This is a genomic window from Novosphingobium huizhouense, assembly GCF_020179475.1.
GTDB lineage: Bacteria > Pseudomonadota > Alphaproteobacteria > Sphingomonadales > Sphingomonadaceae > Novosphingobium > Novosphingobium huizhouense.
Map to the genome: position 1 here is coordinate 229,570 of NZ_JAILXZ010000001.1, position 13,488 is coordinate 243,057.

Consider the following 13,488-nt stretch of genomic DNA (forward strand, 5'->3'; position numbering starts at 1 on the left):
GGGCAAAACCCCCGGCCGCGCTTGCATCGCGCGCCGGCGCGGGCCTAGATCGCACGGATGACGCAGGTCCTGATCCTCGACGGCGGCACCGGCCGCGAACTCGCCCGCAGCGGCGCCCCGTTCCGCCAGCCCGAGTGGTCCGCTCTCGCGCTGATCGAGGCGCCGGAATACGTGTCGCGGGTCCACCACGCCTACATCGCGGCGGGCGCCGACGTGATCACCACCAATTCCTACGCCGTCGTGCCCTTCCACATTTCCGAGGAGCGCTTCGCCCGCGACGGCGCGCGGCTGGCCGCACTGGCCGGCCGTCTGGCGCGGGAGGCGGCCGATGGCGCCGCCCGCCCGGTGCGCGTCGCCGGCTCGCTGCCGCCGGTCTGCGGCTCCTACCGCCCCGACCTCGTCGATCTCGACCGGGCGCGGCCGGTGCTCGAAGTGCTGGTCGAAGCCCTCGCGCCCCACGTCGACCACTGGCAGGCCGAAACGCTGTCCGCGCTCGCCGAGGCCGAGCTCGTCGCGCGTCTCGTCGCCGGCACGGGCAAGCCGCTGTGGCTCAGCTTCACGCTGCAGGACGAGGACACCGGCGCGGCTCCGGCGCTGCGCTCGGGCGAGAGCGTCGAGGAAGCGGTCGACCTTGCCCTGCGCGCGGGCGCGCAGGCGCTGCTGTTCAACTGCTCGCAGCCCGAAGTGATGCTTTCCGCGGTGGAGCAGGCGCGCGCTGCGGGCGCCGCAGGCCGCGCGCTGCCGATCGGCGTCTATGCCAACGCCTTCCCGCCGATGAACAGCGATTCCGAAGCCAATTCCGGGCTCGACCCGATCCGCGAGGACCTGACGCCCGAAGGCTATGCGGCCTTCGCCCGCGCCTGGGCGCAGGCGGGAGCGTCGATCATCGGCGGATGCTGCGGGATCGGCCCCGAGCACATCGCCGAGCTTGCAAGGCTTCGCGCCACGGCCTGAGCCGTCAGGCCGGCGCCGCCACCCTTTTCTTGATGTCTGCGCGCAACTGGTCCTTGCGGACCTTGCCGCTCGCGGTGCGCGGGAAATCGTCGACGAACTCGAAGCGCTCGGGAATCTTCTGCTTGGCGAGCCCGCTCGCGCCGACATGCGCGGCAAGCGCCCCAGCATCGGCCTTGTCCGACAGGATCACGTAGGCGCACACGCCCTCGCCCAGCCGCGCGTGCGGCATCGCGACGACGCTCGCCTCGCGCACCGCCGGATGCGTGTGCAGCACGTCCTCGATCTCCTTGGCCGAGATGTTCTCGCCGCCACGGATGATCAGGTCCTTCTTGCGCCCGGTGATGGTGATCGCGCCATCGGCCGACAGCACGCCGAGGTCGCCGGTGCGGAAATAGCCGTCGGCGGTGATCGCCTCGGCGCTCTGCTGCGCATCGGCATAGCCGAGCATCATCGCGGGGCCCCGGGCGAGGATCTCGCCCTCTTGCCCGAGCGGCAGGTCGTTGTCCGCGCCATCGACGATGCGCACCTCGTAGTCGACGACCTCGCCGTCGGTGGTCGCGGCAAGCTGCGGATCGTTCGGCCAGCCGAAGCTGACGAGCGGCACTTCCGAGGCGCCGAACACGCGGAAGGCATGGGCATTGTCGAATGCCGCGTCCGCCGCCGGGATCAGGTCGTTGGGCACCGCCGCGCCCCCGCAGGCGAAGAAGCGGAAGCTGGGCGCCCCGGTTCCCGCCGCGCGGGCCGCTGCCGCCAGCTCGACCAGGAAGGGCGTCGCCGCGACCGTGCCGACGAGGCCGTGGCGCTCGATCAGCGCCAGCGCCTCGCGCGCGTCCCAGGCTTCCATCAGCACCGAGCGGATGCCGCAGATGAGCGGGGCCTCGAGCCCGTTGGCATAGCCCGAGACATGCGTGACCGGCGATGGCATCAGCGTCGCCTCGCCTGCCTTCAACCCCCAGTGCTCGCCGCTGCGCGCGACGATCCGCTGCAGCGTCGCGTGGCTGTGCAGCACGCCCTTGGGCCGGCCGGTGGTGCCCGAGGTGTAGAGCACCATCTTCACGCCCAGCGGATCGACCGTCGGGCGCTCGAACCGCATCCCGCGTCCCTGGGCGACGAGCGCGGCGAAGTCGTCCGGCCCCTCGCCCCGCACCGTGAACACGTGCGCGAGATCGGGCAGCGCGGCCTGGCAGCGCCGCGCCATTGCCGCATAGTCGACCTTGCGGAAGCTCTCGGGCACGAAGATCGCGCGCGCGCGGCAATCGGCGAGCATCATCGTCACTTCGGCGTCGCGGTAGATCGGCACGATCGGGTTGACCACCCAGCCGCCGAGCGCCGCGGCAAGGTTGATCGCCGCAGCCTCGCGCCAGTTGGGCACCTGGAAGGCGATGACCTCGCCGGGCAGGAGCCCCCGCGCGGCGAGCGCCGCCGCCAGCGCCTGCGCCTCGGCGAGCAGCGTGGCGAAGGTGTGGCTGCCCTCGGCGTCAACCATGCAGACGAAGTCGGGGTCACTCGCCGCCCGCGCGATCGCAAGGTCGGCAATTGTGGTCGGCTGGTAGGCTCCGGCGGCGACATAGGCCGCGTGATGAGCCGGAGGAATTGCAAGCCACTCCCATGGCGGCGTCGTTGTCGTGCGCATGGCGCCCTCATCCGTCCCCGCGACGATGGCCTCAATTGGTCAAAGGGAGAGGCGGCCACCTGCCAAGTGTCACAGCTTTTCCCTCGTCGCCAAATCGGCGATGTCGAACCGGACAAGTCCGAACGGACCGCCTGACCCCTTGGGAGATTTCAACGCCATGGACCGCATCGAACGCATTGGCGAAGTGGCCGCCATCATGCGCGACTATGTCGAGAACAAGCAGACCTTCCTCACCGAGAAGACGATGCGCGTTCCGACCGCCAGCTACACCGATCCCGACCAGTGGAAGGCGGAAATGGAGCTGGTGTTCAAGCGCGTGCCGCTGATGCTCGCCTTCACCGCCGAGATGCCCAATCCGGGCGACTACAAGGCGATGGAAGCGGTCGGCCTGCCGGTGCTGATAAGCCGCGACAAACAGGGCCTGGTCCGCGCCTTCCTCAACGTGTGCTCGCATCGCGGCGCGCCCGTCGCCAGCGAAGGCCACGGCAACTGCCCGCGCTTCACCTGCAAGTACCACGGCTGGACCTTCGGCCAGGACGGCCGCCTGATCGGCGTTTCCGAGGCGAGCAAGTTCGGCGAAGTCGACAAGCCCGGCATGGGCCTGCGCGAGCTGCCCTGCGCCGAAAAGGCCGGTATGATCTTCGTCGTGCTCACGCCCAACGCGCCGCTCGACGTCGACAAGTTCTACCGCGGCTTCCTCGACGACTTCGAAGCGCTCGACTTCGGCTCGTGGACCTACATGGGCAGCCGCGTGATCGAGGGCGCCAACTGGAAGATCGCCTACGACGGCTATCTCGAGGGCTACCACTTCGCCTCGCTCCACCCCGAGACGATCTTCCCGCGCACCCCGTCGAACTGCATGCACTACGAAGGCTTCGGCCCGCACCAGCGCATCGGCTTCCCGCACCACAAGATCGCCGACGCGCTCAAGGACGTGCCCCGCGATCAGTGGGGCACGCAGGAGAACAACGGCTTCGATTTCGTGCGCATCATGTTCCCCAACGTCTCGGCGTTCATCGCGCCCGAGATCACCCAGGTCGCCCAGCTGTTCCCCGGGCCGACGCCGGGCGAGAACCGCACCGTGCTCAACTACCTGCGCCGCGAGCCGATCCGCGACGAAGAGGATCGCGCCAATGTCGATGCGGCGATGAACTTCTTCCGCGACGTGACCTATACCGAGGACTACCTGATCGGGCTGGAAATCCAGAAGGGCCTCGAAAGCGGCGCGCACGACGAACTCACCTTCGGGCGCAACGAGCGCGGCAACCAGTATTTCCATGAATGGCTCAACTGGTACCTGCAGGACGACGCCGACCTTCCCGAACCCGAAATGTGATCGCAGCGGACGCGCGGGCGTCGACGCATCGGCTCTGCGCGTCCGCCCCTCCGGCAAGCGAGGTTCGCGGAATGACGGTGACCGTGCTCACCCTGCTCAAGCGCCGCGAGGGCATGAGCAAGGCCGACTTCATCGCCTACTACGAAACGAAGCACCGCCTGATCGGCGAAAAGGTGCTGTCGGGCTGGGCCAGCCGCTACGAGCGGCTGCACCTCCATCCGCTCGACGGCGCCACGCTCGCGCACGACTACGACGTGGTCCTCGAGATCGACTTTCCCGACCAGGCGACCTGCGACGCCTGCTTCGCCGCGATGGCCGACCCGGCGACGATGAACGAGATCGTCGACGACGAGGTGAAGCTGTTCGACCGCAGCCGCATGCGCACTTATGCGGTGGAACGCCACCGCTCGATGCTCTGATCGCTCAGGCGACGAGGTTGGCTTCCATCGCCCGCACCGCGTCCGGCCCCGCGCCCAGCGCCTGCTCGGCATAGGCTTCGACCGAACCGTATTCCTTGCGGATCGCGGCGAAGGCGGTTTCGAGGAACTCGGGCCGCACTCCCATCAGCACGCGCACCGCGCCGTCCTCCATGGTCGCGCCGAAGCCCGAGCGCACGGCGCCGGCGCCCGCGGCGATGCGCGCCTCGGCGTTGCCGGCGGTGTTGGTGAGGACATAGTCGGCCATGACGTCGTCGGGGTGCACCCCCAACAGCGTGTGGACGAGCGCCGCGGCAACCCCGGTGCGGTCCTTGCCGGCAAGGCAGTGGAGCAACGTCGGATGGTCGTTCTGCGCCAGGGTGCGCAAGTAAAGCCGGTAGGTCCCGGTCAGGACCGGGCGGAACGGCAGGCGTTCGTAAAGCGCGGTCATCGCATTGATCGCGTCCTGCTCGGTGACGACTTCGCGGGCCATTTCCTCGTGCACCGCCGCGCCCTTGAGACTGGCGGTCTCGCCCGGCTCGAACACCACCGCCGCGCCAAACTCGGGATGGCGCAGGCACGGGTAGACCGCGCGCTCGCTGTCGCCGCGCAAGTCGATCACGGTGCCGATGCCGAGCGCATGGACCGTCTCGAGATCGGCCTCGGTGGCTTCGGCGTGCTGGCCCGAGCGCCACAGCACGCCGGTCTTCAGCGCACCACCCCGCGTCTTGTAGCCGCCGTAGTCGCGGAAATTGTGGATTCCTTCGAGGGGGAGCACCCTGTCCTGCATCGTCTCGAATCCCCGTGCCGGTTTCGCATCGCAACTGATCGCTGTCGCCCTTGGCTCGACAAGAGCCCCTCGTGCAAGCACAAAGCGACAGGAAAAGACCGGCACAGGTTGGAGAGGAAATATGACAGAACAGCGCGATACGATCCATCTCGTCGATCCCGAGACGCTGCCGCTGCTCGATGCGCTGGGTCGTGCGGTGCCGTTCACCCGCGAACTCCTCCCCGCCATCCGCAGCGCCAGCGAGGCCAATTATGCAGCGCTCGGTACGCCGCCGATCGCGCCCGAGATCCGCCGCATCCCCGGACCTGCGGGCGAGCTAGAAGTCTACTGGTACGATTCCGAGCCCGGCGCACAGGGCCGGCCTGCGCTGCTCCACATCCACGGCGGGGGCATGATCATGGGCTCGGCGAAGGCGATGATGGCGGGCCCCTCGGGCATGGCCCGGGCGCTCGGCATCCCGGTCGCGTCGGTCGACTACCGGCTCGCGCCCGAGACCCCGTTTCCGGGGCCGCAGGAAGACTGCTTCGCCGCACTCGAGTGGCTGGCGGGACAGTCCGACGCGCTCGGAGTCGATGCGGCGCGGCTCGGCGTGATCGGCGAAAGCGCGGGCGGCGGTCTTGCCGCGGCGGTCGCGCAGATGACCCGCGACCTCGCGGGCCCGCCGCTCGCGGCGCAGATCCTCGTCTATCCGATGATCGATCATCGCACCGGCGGCGAGGATTGCCGCTGGCGCAACCGCACCACCGGCGAATTCATCTGGACCCGCCAGTCCAACCGCTTCGGCTGGGAGGCGCTGCGCGGCGACTATGCCGCCGACGACCACCGCAAGGGCTGGTTTTCGCCGAGCCTTGCCGAGGACCTCTCCGGCCTCGCCCCCGCCTGGATCGGCACCGGCAGTCTCGACCTGTTCTTCGACGAGGATCTCGATTACGCGCGGCGGCTGGTCGATGCGGGCGTGCCCGTCGAACTGCACAGCTATCCCGGCGCGATCCACGCCTTCAACGTCATTGCCGAGGCGCGCATCGCCAAGGCGTTCTCGCGCGACATGCTCGGCGCAATCGCGGCCATGCTGAAGCTGCCCGAACGGGGCTAAAGGGTGCGGGGCTAGGAGGTGCGGGACTAGCCCGCCTGGCGCTGCGGCTCGGCAAGTGTCTGCAGCGCCCGCGACACCACGACTGCGGCGGGCGTCGGCTTGGGCACGAGCACGCCGCCGAGCCGGCGCACCGCCTCGTCCATGCGGTCGAGGTCGCCGGTGTGGAGCACGTAGGGAACGCCCAGCGCCGCCAGCGCGCGCGCGACCGGCTCGCATGTCCGGCCCTGCCCCAGCGAAACGTCGAGGATCGCCGCGCTGATCGCCTCGGCAGCGACGATCTCGAGCGCCTCCTCGGCCTCGAGCGCGGTCAGCGGCACGCAGCCTGCGTCCTCCACCGCGAACTCGAGATCGAGCAGGATCAACGGCTCGTCGTCGAGGACCAGAACCTGCCGCGGCAATTCGCTCATCCCACCTCCTCGCGCAGCGGCAGGCGCAGCGTCGCGCGGAGCCCTTGCGGCCGCCACTCGCGCTCGATGTTGCCGCGGGCCATTCCCAGCATGCGGTCGACGATGCTGCCCGCCTTGGGGCTCATCGTCACCCCCGCGATGTCGACGTGCGGGCCGCCTTCCTCGAGCCAGTCGATCACGATGGTCGGCTGGGTCGCGCCGCCGTTGCGGTTCCAGCGCACCGTGACGTGGCCGTCGGGCTCGCTCAGCGCGCCGTGCTTGACCGCATTCGCGGCGAGTTCGTGGAGCGACAGGCCGAGCACCGACACGGCCGAGAAATCGCTGCGCAGGCCGTTGCCTTCGAAGCGGATGCGACGTCCTTCGGGATCGTAGGGGCCGAGCACCGAGCGGATCGCCTGGCCGACTTCGATCGAGCCCGACGAGGCCTCGTCGAGCGTGGTCTCGTAGGCGCGGCCGAGCGCCTGGATGCGGTCGTTGATCTCGCGCGCCTCGACCTCGATCCCGCGCGCGCGCCCGGTGAAGTTCACGATCCCGCCGATCACCGCGAACATGTTCTTCATGCGGTGCGAAAGCTCGCGCGCCAGTTCGCGCGCGTGGCGCTCGTCGGCCCGCGCAGCGCGCACGTCCGACACGTCCCACTGGCTGCCGAAGAAATAGAGCAGGCGCCCGCTGGTGTCGTAGATCGGCCCGAGGTGGAGCGCGTTCCAGAACGCGGTGCCGTCCTTGCGATAATTCAGCACCTCGACGACGACCACGTCCTCTTCGGCCAGGGCCTTGCGGATGCGCGCCACCGCCTCGCGGCTGGTTCCCGGACCCTGCAGGAAGCGGCAGTTTTGCCCGACGATCTCGCTCTCGTCGTAGCCGGTCAGGTCGCGGAACGCGCGGTTGGCGAACACGATCGGCTGGTCGGGCGCGTACGGATCGCACAGGCAGATTGCCATGCGCGTCTGCGCCATGGCCTGCTCGAAAAGCACGCCGTTCGCTCCGGAGAACGCATCCTCCGGATGACTGGCGCGAAAGCGATCGGGGCTGTCGTCATACGCCCGATGCGCCTGATCTTCCCGATGTGTGGACAATGAAGGTTCCCGGTCTCGTCTCTGTTTGCGCGCTGCAATCCCTTGCGCGTTAATGCAGGCGCTCGCGATCCGGTTCCCTTCCTGCAATTGAAAATCATGCAAAAACAGTTGCACCGCCCGCGAGGGCAAGGCGGGTCCGCTACTTGCGCTCGACCGGGATGACCGCGACCGTAAGCCGCGAGATGCAGACCAGCCGCTCGGCCTCGTCGCGGATGCGGATCGACCAGACCTGGGTCGTCCGGCCGATCGATTCCGCGGTTGCCGTTGCATAGACGAAGCCATCGCGCACCGGGCGGATGTGGTTGGCGTTGATCTCCATCCCGACGCAGGCAAATTTCTCCGGATCGACGCAGAAGGCCGCCGCCATCGACCCCGCAGTCTCGGCCAGCACCACCGAGGCCCCGCCGTGGAGCCGCCCGAACGGCTGGTGGACCTTCTCGGTCACCGGCATCCGCAGCGTCAGCGAGGTGTCGTCGATCGAGACGTACTCGATGCCCAGGAACCCCGGCATGGCGGTCTTGAAGCTGCCGCGCAGATAGTCCTCGCCGGGCGCCTTGCCACCGAACCAGATCATGCAAACCCCTTTTCCAGAAACCGCACCGCGCAGCCCGCGAGCAGCGCCGTGCCCAGCGGCATCACGCTTTCATCGACCATCATCCGCGTCGAATGGATGCCGCAGCATTGCCGCCAGTCGTCGCCTTCGTGGCTGACGCCGAGAAAGAACATCGCGCCCGGCGCCTTCTCCAGCACGTAGGAGAAGTCTTCGGCGCCCATGATCGGGTGGGCCAGCCGGACGAAGCGTTCCGCGCCCACGAGGTCGCCGGTCACCGCCTCGCCCAGCGCCACCGCCCGTTCGTCGCAGACGGTGACCGGAAAGCCCGGCTCGATCCGCACCCGCGCGGTCATGTCGTGCGCCGCGGCGATATGCGTCGCCAGCCGCTCGAGCTCGGCGGGCAGGCGCTCGCGACTCTCGCGCGAGAGCGTGCGCATCGTGCCGGTCAGCACCGCGCGATCGGCGATGACGTTGTGCGCGGTGCCCGCCTCGATCTTCGCCACGGTCACCACCACCGGGTCGGAGACGGCGAACTTGCGCGTCACCATCGCCTGGATCGCGGTGACGATCTCGCAGGCGACAGGGACCGGGTCGCGCGTCTGGTGCGGCATCGAGGCGTGGCCGCCGCGCCCTTCGACGGTGATCGTGAACTGATCGGCCGAGGCCAGCAGCGCGCCGTTGCGCCCGGCGACGAGACCGTGCGGGCTGTCGGGCATGATATGGAGCGCGAAGGCGGCGTCGGGCAGCGGGTCGATGAGCCCGTCGTCGAGCATGAAGCGCGCGCCGTGATGGCCTTCCTCGCCCGGCTGGAACATGAACTGGACGCGTCCCGCCAGCGTGTCGCGCCGGCCGCACAGCAGTTCGGCCGCCCCCGCCAGCATCGCCGTGTGGGTGTCGTGGCCGCAGGCGTGCATCCGCCCCGGGATGGTCGAGGCGAACGCAAGCCCGGTCTCCTCGGGCATCGGCAGCGCATCCATGTCGCCGCGCAGCAGCACCGTGCGCCCCGCTCCCGCCCCGCCCTCGAGCGTTGCAACGAGGCCGGTGGTCGAAGGTCCTTCGCGCCAGGTCAGCGGCAGGTGGGCGAGCGCCGCCCGCACCTTGTCGCGGGTCAGCGGCGTATGCAGCCCCAGCTCGGGCTCGGCGTGGATCGCGCGGCGCAAGCCCACGATCTTGTCCGAAAGCGCGTGCGCGCCTTCGAGCAGGGCAGCCTCGGTCATCGCTGGTGGTCTCCTGTTGCCTCGCGCCGATCTGTGGACCAGCGGCGACGCGCTGTCGAGGGCGCCCGGCGTGCAGCTTTACCCTTGCGGAAAGCCGGGCCAGGCTTTAATCGCTCGTTTAAACAACCGGGACTCAGAGCCGGACCCCAGAGGGGGGTCTCGCCGGACTGTTGAGGAGAGAACCATGGCCGAAGCCTATATCATCGACGCCGTGCGCACCCCGCGCGGCATCGGCAAGCCCGGCAAGGGCGCGTTGTCGCACCTGCATCCGCAGCACCTTGCCGCCACCTGCCTCAAGGCGATCAAGGACCGCAACAACCTCGACACCTCGACCGTCGACGACATCATCTGGTCGACCTCGTCGCAGGTGGGCAAGCAGGGCGGCGACCTCGGCCGCATGTCGGCGCTCGCCGCGGGCTACGACATCACCGCCTCTGGCACCACGCTCGACCGCTTCTGCGGCGGCGGCATCACCTCGGTGAACCTCGCTGCGGCGGCCGTGATGTCGGGCATGGAAGACTGCGTCATCGCCGGCGGCACCGAAATGATGAGCTTCACCGCCGCCTACGGCGCCGAGCAGGCCAACGCCGGCATTCGTCCGCTGGGCATGGGCTCGGGCAATCCCGAGCTCGACGCGATCCATCCGCAGTCGCACCAGGGTGTCTGCGGCGACGCGATCGCCGCGCTCGAAGGCATCACCCGTGAAGAGCTCGACGCGCTCGCCCTCGTCAGCCAGGAACGCGCCGACCGCGCGATCCGCGAAGGCCGCTTCGACAAGTCGCTGGTCACCGTCTACAACCCCGACGGCACCGTCGCGCTCGATCGCGAGGAGTTCCCCCGCCCCGAAACCACCGCCGAGGGCCTTGCTTCGCTTAAGGCGAGCTTTGACGGCATCGCCGATTTCGACCAGGGCGGCGGCTTCACCTTCCGCAAGCAGATCCAGCGGCGCTACCCCGACCTCAACTGGAAGGGCGTGCACCACGCCGGCAACAGCTCGGGCGTCGTCGATGGCGCCGCCGCGCTGCTGATCACCTCGCCCGAATATGCGCAGAAGCACGGCCTCAAGCCGCGCGGCCGCATCGTCGCCTATGCCAACCAGGGCGATGACCCGACGCTGATGCTCAATGCCCCGGTTCCGGCGGCGAAGAAGGTGCTCGAGAAGGCCGGCCTCAAGAAGGAAGACATCGACCACTGGGAAATCAACGAAGCCTTCGCGGTCGTGGCGGAAAAGTTCATCCGCGACCTTCAGCTCGACCGCACCAAGGTCAACCCGAACGGCGGCGCGATGGCGCTCGGCCACCCGATCGGCGCGACCGGCTCGATGCTGATCGGCACCGCGCTCGACGAACTGGAGCGGACCGGCGGCCGCTACGGCCTGATCACGATGTGCGCGGCGGGCGGCATGGCCCCGGCGCTGATCATCGAGCGCATCTGACGAGCTAGCGCGCTTCGGCGCGACACTCCGCGAGGCCCGGCCGGCGCAAGGCATTCCGCCTTCCGTCGTTCCGGGCCTTCGTCGTTCCGGGCCTTCGTCGTTCCTGCGCCTGCCCGTTCCGCGTCTTCGAGCAGTTGCAAAAGCAACAACGCGCGGGCACAGTGGCGGCGACGATGCCCTATTTCCCGCGCAAACTCCTTCAGCCGGTCCGTGGTCGGATCGCAGGCTATGCGCTGGGCATCGCCCTGTTCGCGCTCGGCCTCGCCGTGCGCTGGGCGGCCGACCACCTGTTCCCGCCGGGCTTCCCGTTCCTCACCTTCTTCCCCGCGGTCATCGTCGCGACGTTCCTTGCCGGGCGCGGCCCGGGTGTGCTGTGCGCGGTGCTGTCCGGGCTCGCCGCGTGGTACTTCTTCGTTCCGCCGGTCTACAGCTTCGCGGTCACCTCGGGCGTCGCCACCGCGATGCTGTTCTACGGCTTCGTCGTCGCGGTCGACATCATGCTGATCGACGGGCTGGTCCATCGCCAGCAACGGCTCGAGGAGAACGAGGCCCGCCTCACGCTCGCCGCCGAGCGCGAGCGACTGCTGTTCAAGGAGCTCCAGCACCGCGTCGCCAACAACCTCGCCACGGTCGCCGCGATGCTGCGCATGCAGCGCCGCCAGATCGCCGCCGACCCTGCCACCGCGCTCGACGCGATCGACCGCGCCAACGCGCGCATCGAGCTGATGGGCGAGGTCCACCGCCAGCTCTACGACCCGGCCGCGCTCGACTTGCCGCTGGTCGAGCAGATCCGCCGCGCCGCCGACCATGCGCGCGCGGTGGGTTCGGCCGACCACGTGCGGCTCGATGTCGAAGTGGCCGATGCCCGGCTCGAACCCGGACGGCTGATGACGGTCGTGCTGCTGATCAGCGAGCTGCTCGGCAACAGCTTCAAGCACGCCTTCGAGGACCATTCGGCCCCCGCCGTACGCGTGGTGATCGCGCGCACTGGCGATGCGCGCCTGCGCCTGACCGTCTGCGACAACGGCTCGGGCCTGCCCCCCGAAGCCGAGTTGCCCCAGCCGCGGCGCGGCCTAGGCACCGCGATCATCAAGGGCTTCGTCGCCCAGCTCGGCGGGACCATGACGGTCGAAAGCCTCGGCGGCGTGACGACCGTCGTGGAGTTTCCCGAAGGCTGATCAGTCGCCCGCGCCGGCCGGGGCGCTGGCGATCGCCTCGGCATTGGCGACGAGCGCGAGCACCTGCGCCCAGGCCGCCACGTTCTGCTCGAGCGCCGCCGGATCGATCTTGTCGAGCGTGTCGTCGGGCGTGTGGTGCAGGTCGAAGTAGTGCGTGCCGTCCTGGCCGAGATCGACCACCGCCAGCTTCTGCGCCGCGATCACCGGCTCGACGTCGGTGCCTCCGCCGGCCGTGGCGCGCCCGGCGACGATGCCCATCTGCCCCAGCGCCGCGACGATGCGGTCCGCCAGCGGCTTGTCCGCCGCGGCGAAGCGGGTCTGCACCCGCCACACCCGGTCGGCGCCGAAGTCGCTCTCCATCGCCAGCGCGTGCCGCTCGGGGTGGGCCTTGGCATAGGCTTCGCCGCCGAAGCCGCCGATTTCCTCGCTTCCCGCCCACAGCACGCGGATCGTGCGCAGCGTCTTTCCGGCGGCCTGCGCGCGCAGCGCGGCGGCGGTCACGATCGCGCAGCCCGAAGCATCGTCGATCGCCCCGGTGCCGAGATCCCAGCTGTCGAGGTGGCAGCCCACCAGCACCGGCGGCAGCGCGGGGTCGCGCCCGGGCAGGTCGGCGACGACATTGCCCGAAGGCAGCCCCTCGACGGTCCTGCCGGTCAGGGTCAGCGCGATCCGCACCGGCTGGCCGAGCTTCACCAGCCGGGCGACGAGGTCGGCATCCGGGTTCGAGACCGCGCCTGCCGGGATCGGCTTGACCCCTTCGGCCCAGCTGGTCACCCCGGTGTGCGGGTTGCGGTGGCTGTCGGTGCCGACCGAGCGGATCACCACCGCCAGCGCGCCCTTGCGCGCGGCGACGCTCGGCCCTTCGCGCCGCACCTGTCCGTAGGGGCCGTAGCCCGATCCGTCCTGCGCCGCGCGCATCGCGTGGTCGATGAACGCGATCTTGCCGCCGAGCGAACCATCGGGCGCGGCCTTGAGCGCGGCGAGCGTGGGGAAGTAGGCGATCTCGGCCTCGATCCCCTTGTCGGCGGTCGCGCCGCTGTAGCCGAGCGCGGTCACGGCGAGCATCTGCGGCACCGGCGCGGTGATCCGAGCCTTGTCCACCCCGCGCTGGTAGCCGCGAATGGTGAACGGCTCGACCTTCACCTCGCGAAAGCCCAGCGCTGCCAGCTTCCTTGCGCCCCAGTCGCGCGCGCGGGCCTCGGCCTCGCTGCCGGCAAGGCGCTGGCCGACTTCGGTGGTCAGGCCCGAGACGATGTCCCAGGCGACCGAATCGGGCGCCGCCTGGGCGCGGGCGGGGGCGGACAGGACAGCAGGCGCTGCGGCGAGGACGGCAAGGGCCGGACGGACAAGGTTGCGCATGCACCCGGGGTTTAGGCACAAGCTCCTGTTTTGCAAACGCC

At 69.6% G+C, this 13,488-nt stretch carries 13 protein-coding genes; 6 read left to right on the plus strand and 7 right to left on the minus strand.

The features are described 5' to 3' along the window. Nucleotides 1-57 precede the first annotated feature (57 nt). On the plus strand, nucleotides 58-954 hold the full coding sequence (locus tag K3A85_RS01110; RefSeq protein WP_225204648.1) for a homocysteine S-methyltransferase family protein: 897 nt from the start codon (nucleotides 58-60) through the stop codon (nucleotides 952-954). Nucleotides 955-958: 4 nt separating this feature from the next. On the opposite strand, the gene K3A85_RS01115 is transcribed toward K3A85_RS01110, so the two are convergent. Then, nucleotides 959-2,587, minus strand: coding sequence for an AMP-binding protein (locus K3A85_RS01115; RefSeq protein ID WP_225204649.1), 1,629 nt, complete (start codon nucleotides 2,585-2,587; stop codon nucleotides 959-961). 157 nt (nucleotides 2,588-2,744) lie between these two features. Between K3A85_RS01115 and K3A85_RS01120 the strand changes: the two genes are divergently transcribed. Both K3A85_RS01120 and K3A85_RS01125 read left to right on the plus strand, forming a co-directional pair. Beyond that, a complete protein-coding gene (locus tag K3A85_RS01120; protein ID WP_225204650.1) occupies nucleotides 2,745-3,923 on the plus strand; it encodes an aromatic ring-hydroxylating oxygenase subunit alpha in 1,179 nt (392 codons plus the stop codon). 71 nt (nucleotides 3,924-3,994) lie between these two features. Next, entirely contained in the window at nucleotides 3,995-4,342 is a 348-nt protein-coding gene (locus K3A85_RS01125) for an EthD domain-containing protein (protein WP_225204651.1), read from the plus strand. Nucleotides 4,343-4,346: 4 nt separating this feature from the next. Here K3A85_RS01125 and K3A85_RS01130 read toward each other — a convergent pair whose 3' ends face one another. Next, nucleotides 4,347-5,129, minus strand: a complete 783-nt coding sequence (locus tag K3A85_RS01130) for a tyrosine-protein phosphatase (protein ID WP_225204652.1) — start codon at nucleotides 5,127-5,129, stop codon at nucleotides 4,347-4,349. Between the two features lie 121 nt (nucleotides 5,130-5,250). On the opposite strand from K3A85_RS01130, the gene K3A85_RS01135 reads away from it, so the two are divergent. Next, nucleotides 5,251-6,222 carry an alpha/beta hydrolase gene (locus K3A85_RS01135; protein WP_225204653.1) on the plus strand — a complete coding sequence of 324 codons (972 nt, stop codon included), beginning with the start codon at nucleotides 5,251-5,253 and terminating at the stop codon, nucleotides 6,220-6,222. A gap of 26 nt (nucleotides 6,223-6,248) precedes the next feature. Here K3A85_RS01135 and K3A85_RS01140 read toward each other — a convergent pair whose 3' ends face one another. From K3A85_RS01140 to K3A85_RS01155, 4 genes are all read right to left on the minus strand, one after another. Beyond that, nucleotides 6,249-6,629 (minus strand): response regulator, encoded by a 381-nt coding sequence (locus tag K3A85_RS01140; RefSeq protein WP_225204654.1) that lies wholly within the window; start codon nucleotides 6,627-6,629, stop codon nucleotides 6,249-6,251. Next, on the minus strand, nucleotides 6,626-7,705 hold the full coding sequence (locus K3A85_RS01145; protein ID WP_225204655.1) for a PAS domain-containing protein: 1,080 nt from the start codon (nucleotides 7,703-7,705) through the stop codon (nucleotides 6,626-6,628). The genes K3A85_RS01140 and K3A85_RS01145 overlap by 4 nt, the downstream gene beginning before the upstream one ends. A gap of 139 nt (nucleotides 7,706-7,844) precedes the next feature. Next, nucleotides 7,845-8,279: a hotdog fold thioesterase gene (locus tag K3A85_RS01150; RefSeq protein WP_318248054.1), complete on the minus strand. Its 435-nt coding sequence runs from the start codon at nucleotides 8,277-8,279 to the stop codon at nucleotides 7,845-7,847. Continuing rightward, nucleotides 8,276-9,475, minus strand: a complete 1,200-nt coding sequence (locus K3A85_RS01155) for a M20 metallopeptidase family protein (RefSeq protein ID WP_225204656.1) — start codon at nucleotides 9,473-9,475, stop codon at nucleotides 8,276-8,278. The genes K3A85_RS01150 and K3A85_RS01155 overlap by 4 nt, the downstream gene beginning before the upstream one ends. Before the next feature lie 184 nt (nucleotides 9,476-9,659). Between K3A85_RS01155 and K3A85_RS01160 the strand changes: the two genes are divergently transcribed. Both K3A85_RS01160 and K3A85_RS01165 read left to right on the plus strand, forming a co-directional pair. Beyond that, nucleotides 9,660-10,910, plus strand: coding sequence for an acetyl-CoA C-acetyltransferase (locus K3A85_RS01160; RefSeq protein ID WP_225204657.1), 1,251 nt, complete (start codon nucleotides 9,660-9,662; stop codon nucleotides 10,908-10,910). A 173-nt stretch (nucleotides 10,911-11,083) separates the two neighbouring features. Further along, nucleotides 11,084-12,088 carry a sensor histidine kinase gene (locus tag K3A85_RS01165; protein WP_225204658.1) on the plus strand — a complete coding sequence of 335 codons (1,005 nt, stop codon included), beginning with the start codon at nucleotides 11,084-11,086 and terminating at the stop codon, nucleotides 12,086-12,088. On the opposite strand, the gene K3A85_RS01170 is transcribed toward K3A85_RS01165, so the two are convergent. After that, entirely contained in the window at nucleotides 12,089-13,447 is a 1,359-nt protein-coding gene (locus K3A85_RS01170; RefSeq protein ID WP_225204659.1) for a M20/M25/M40 family metallo-hydrolase, read from the minus strand. Nucleotides 13,448-13,488 lie beyond the last annotated feature (41 nt).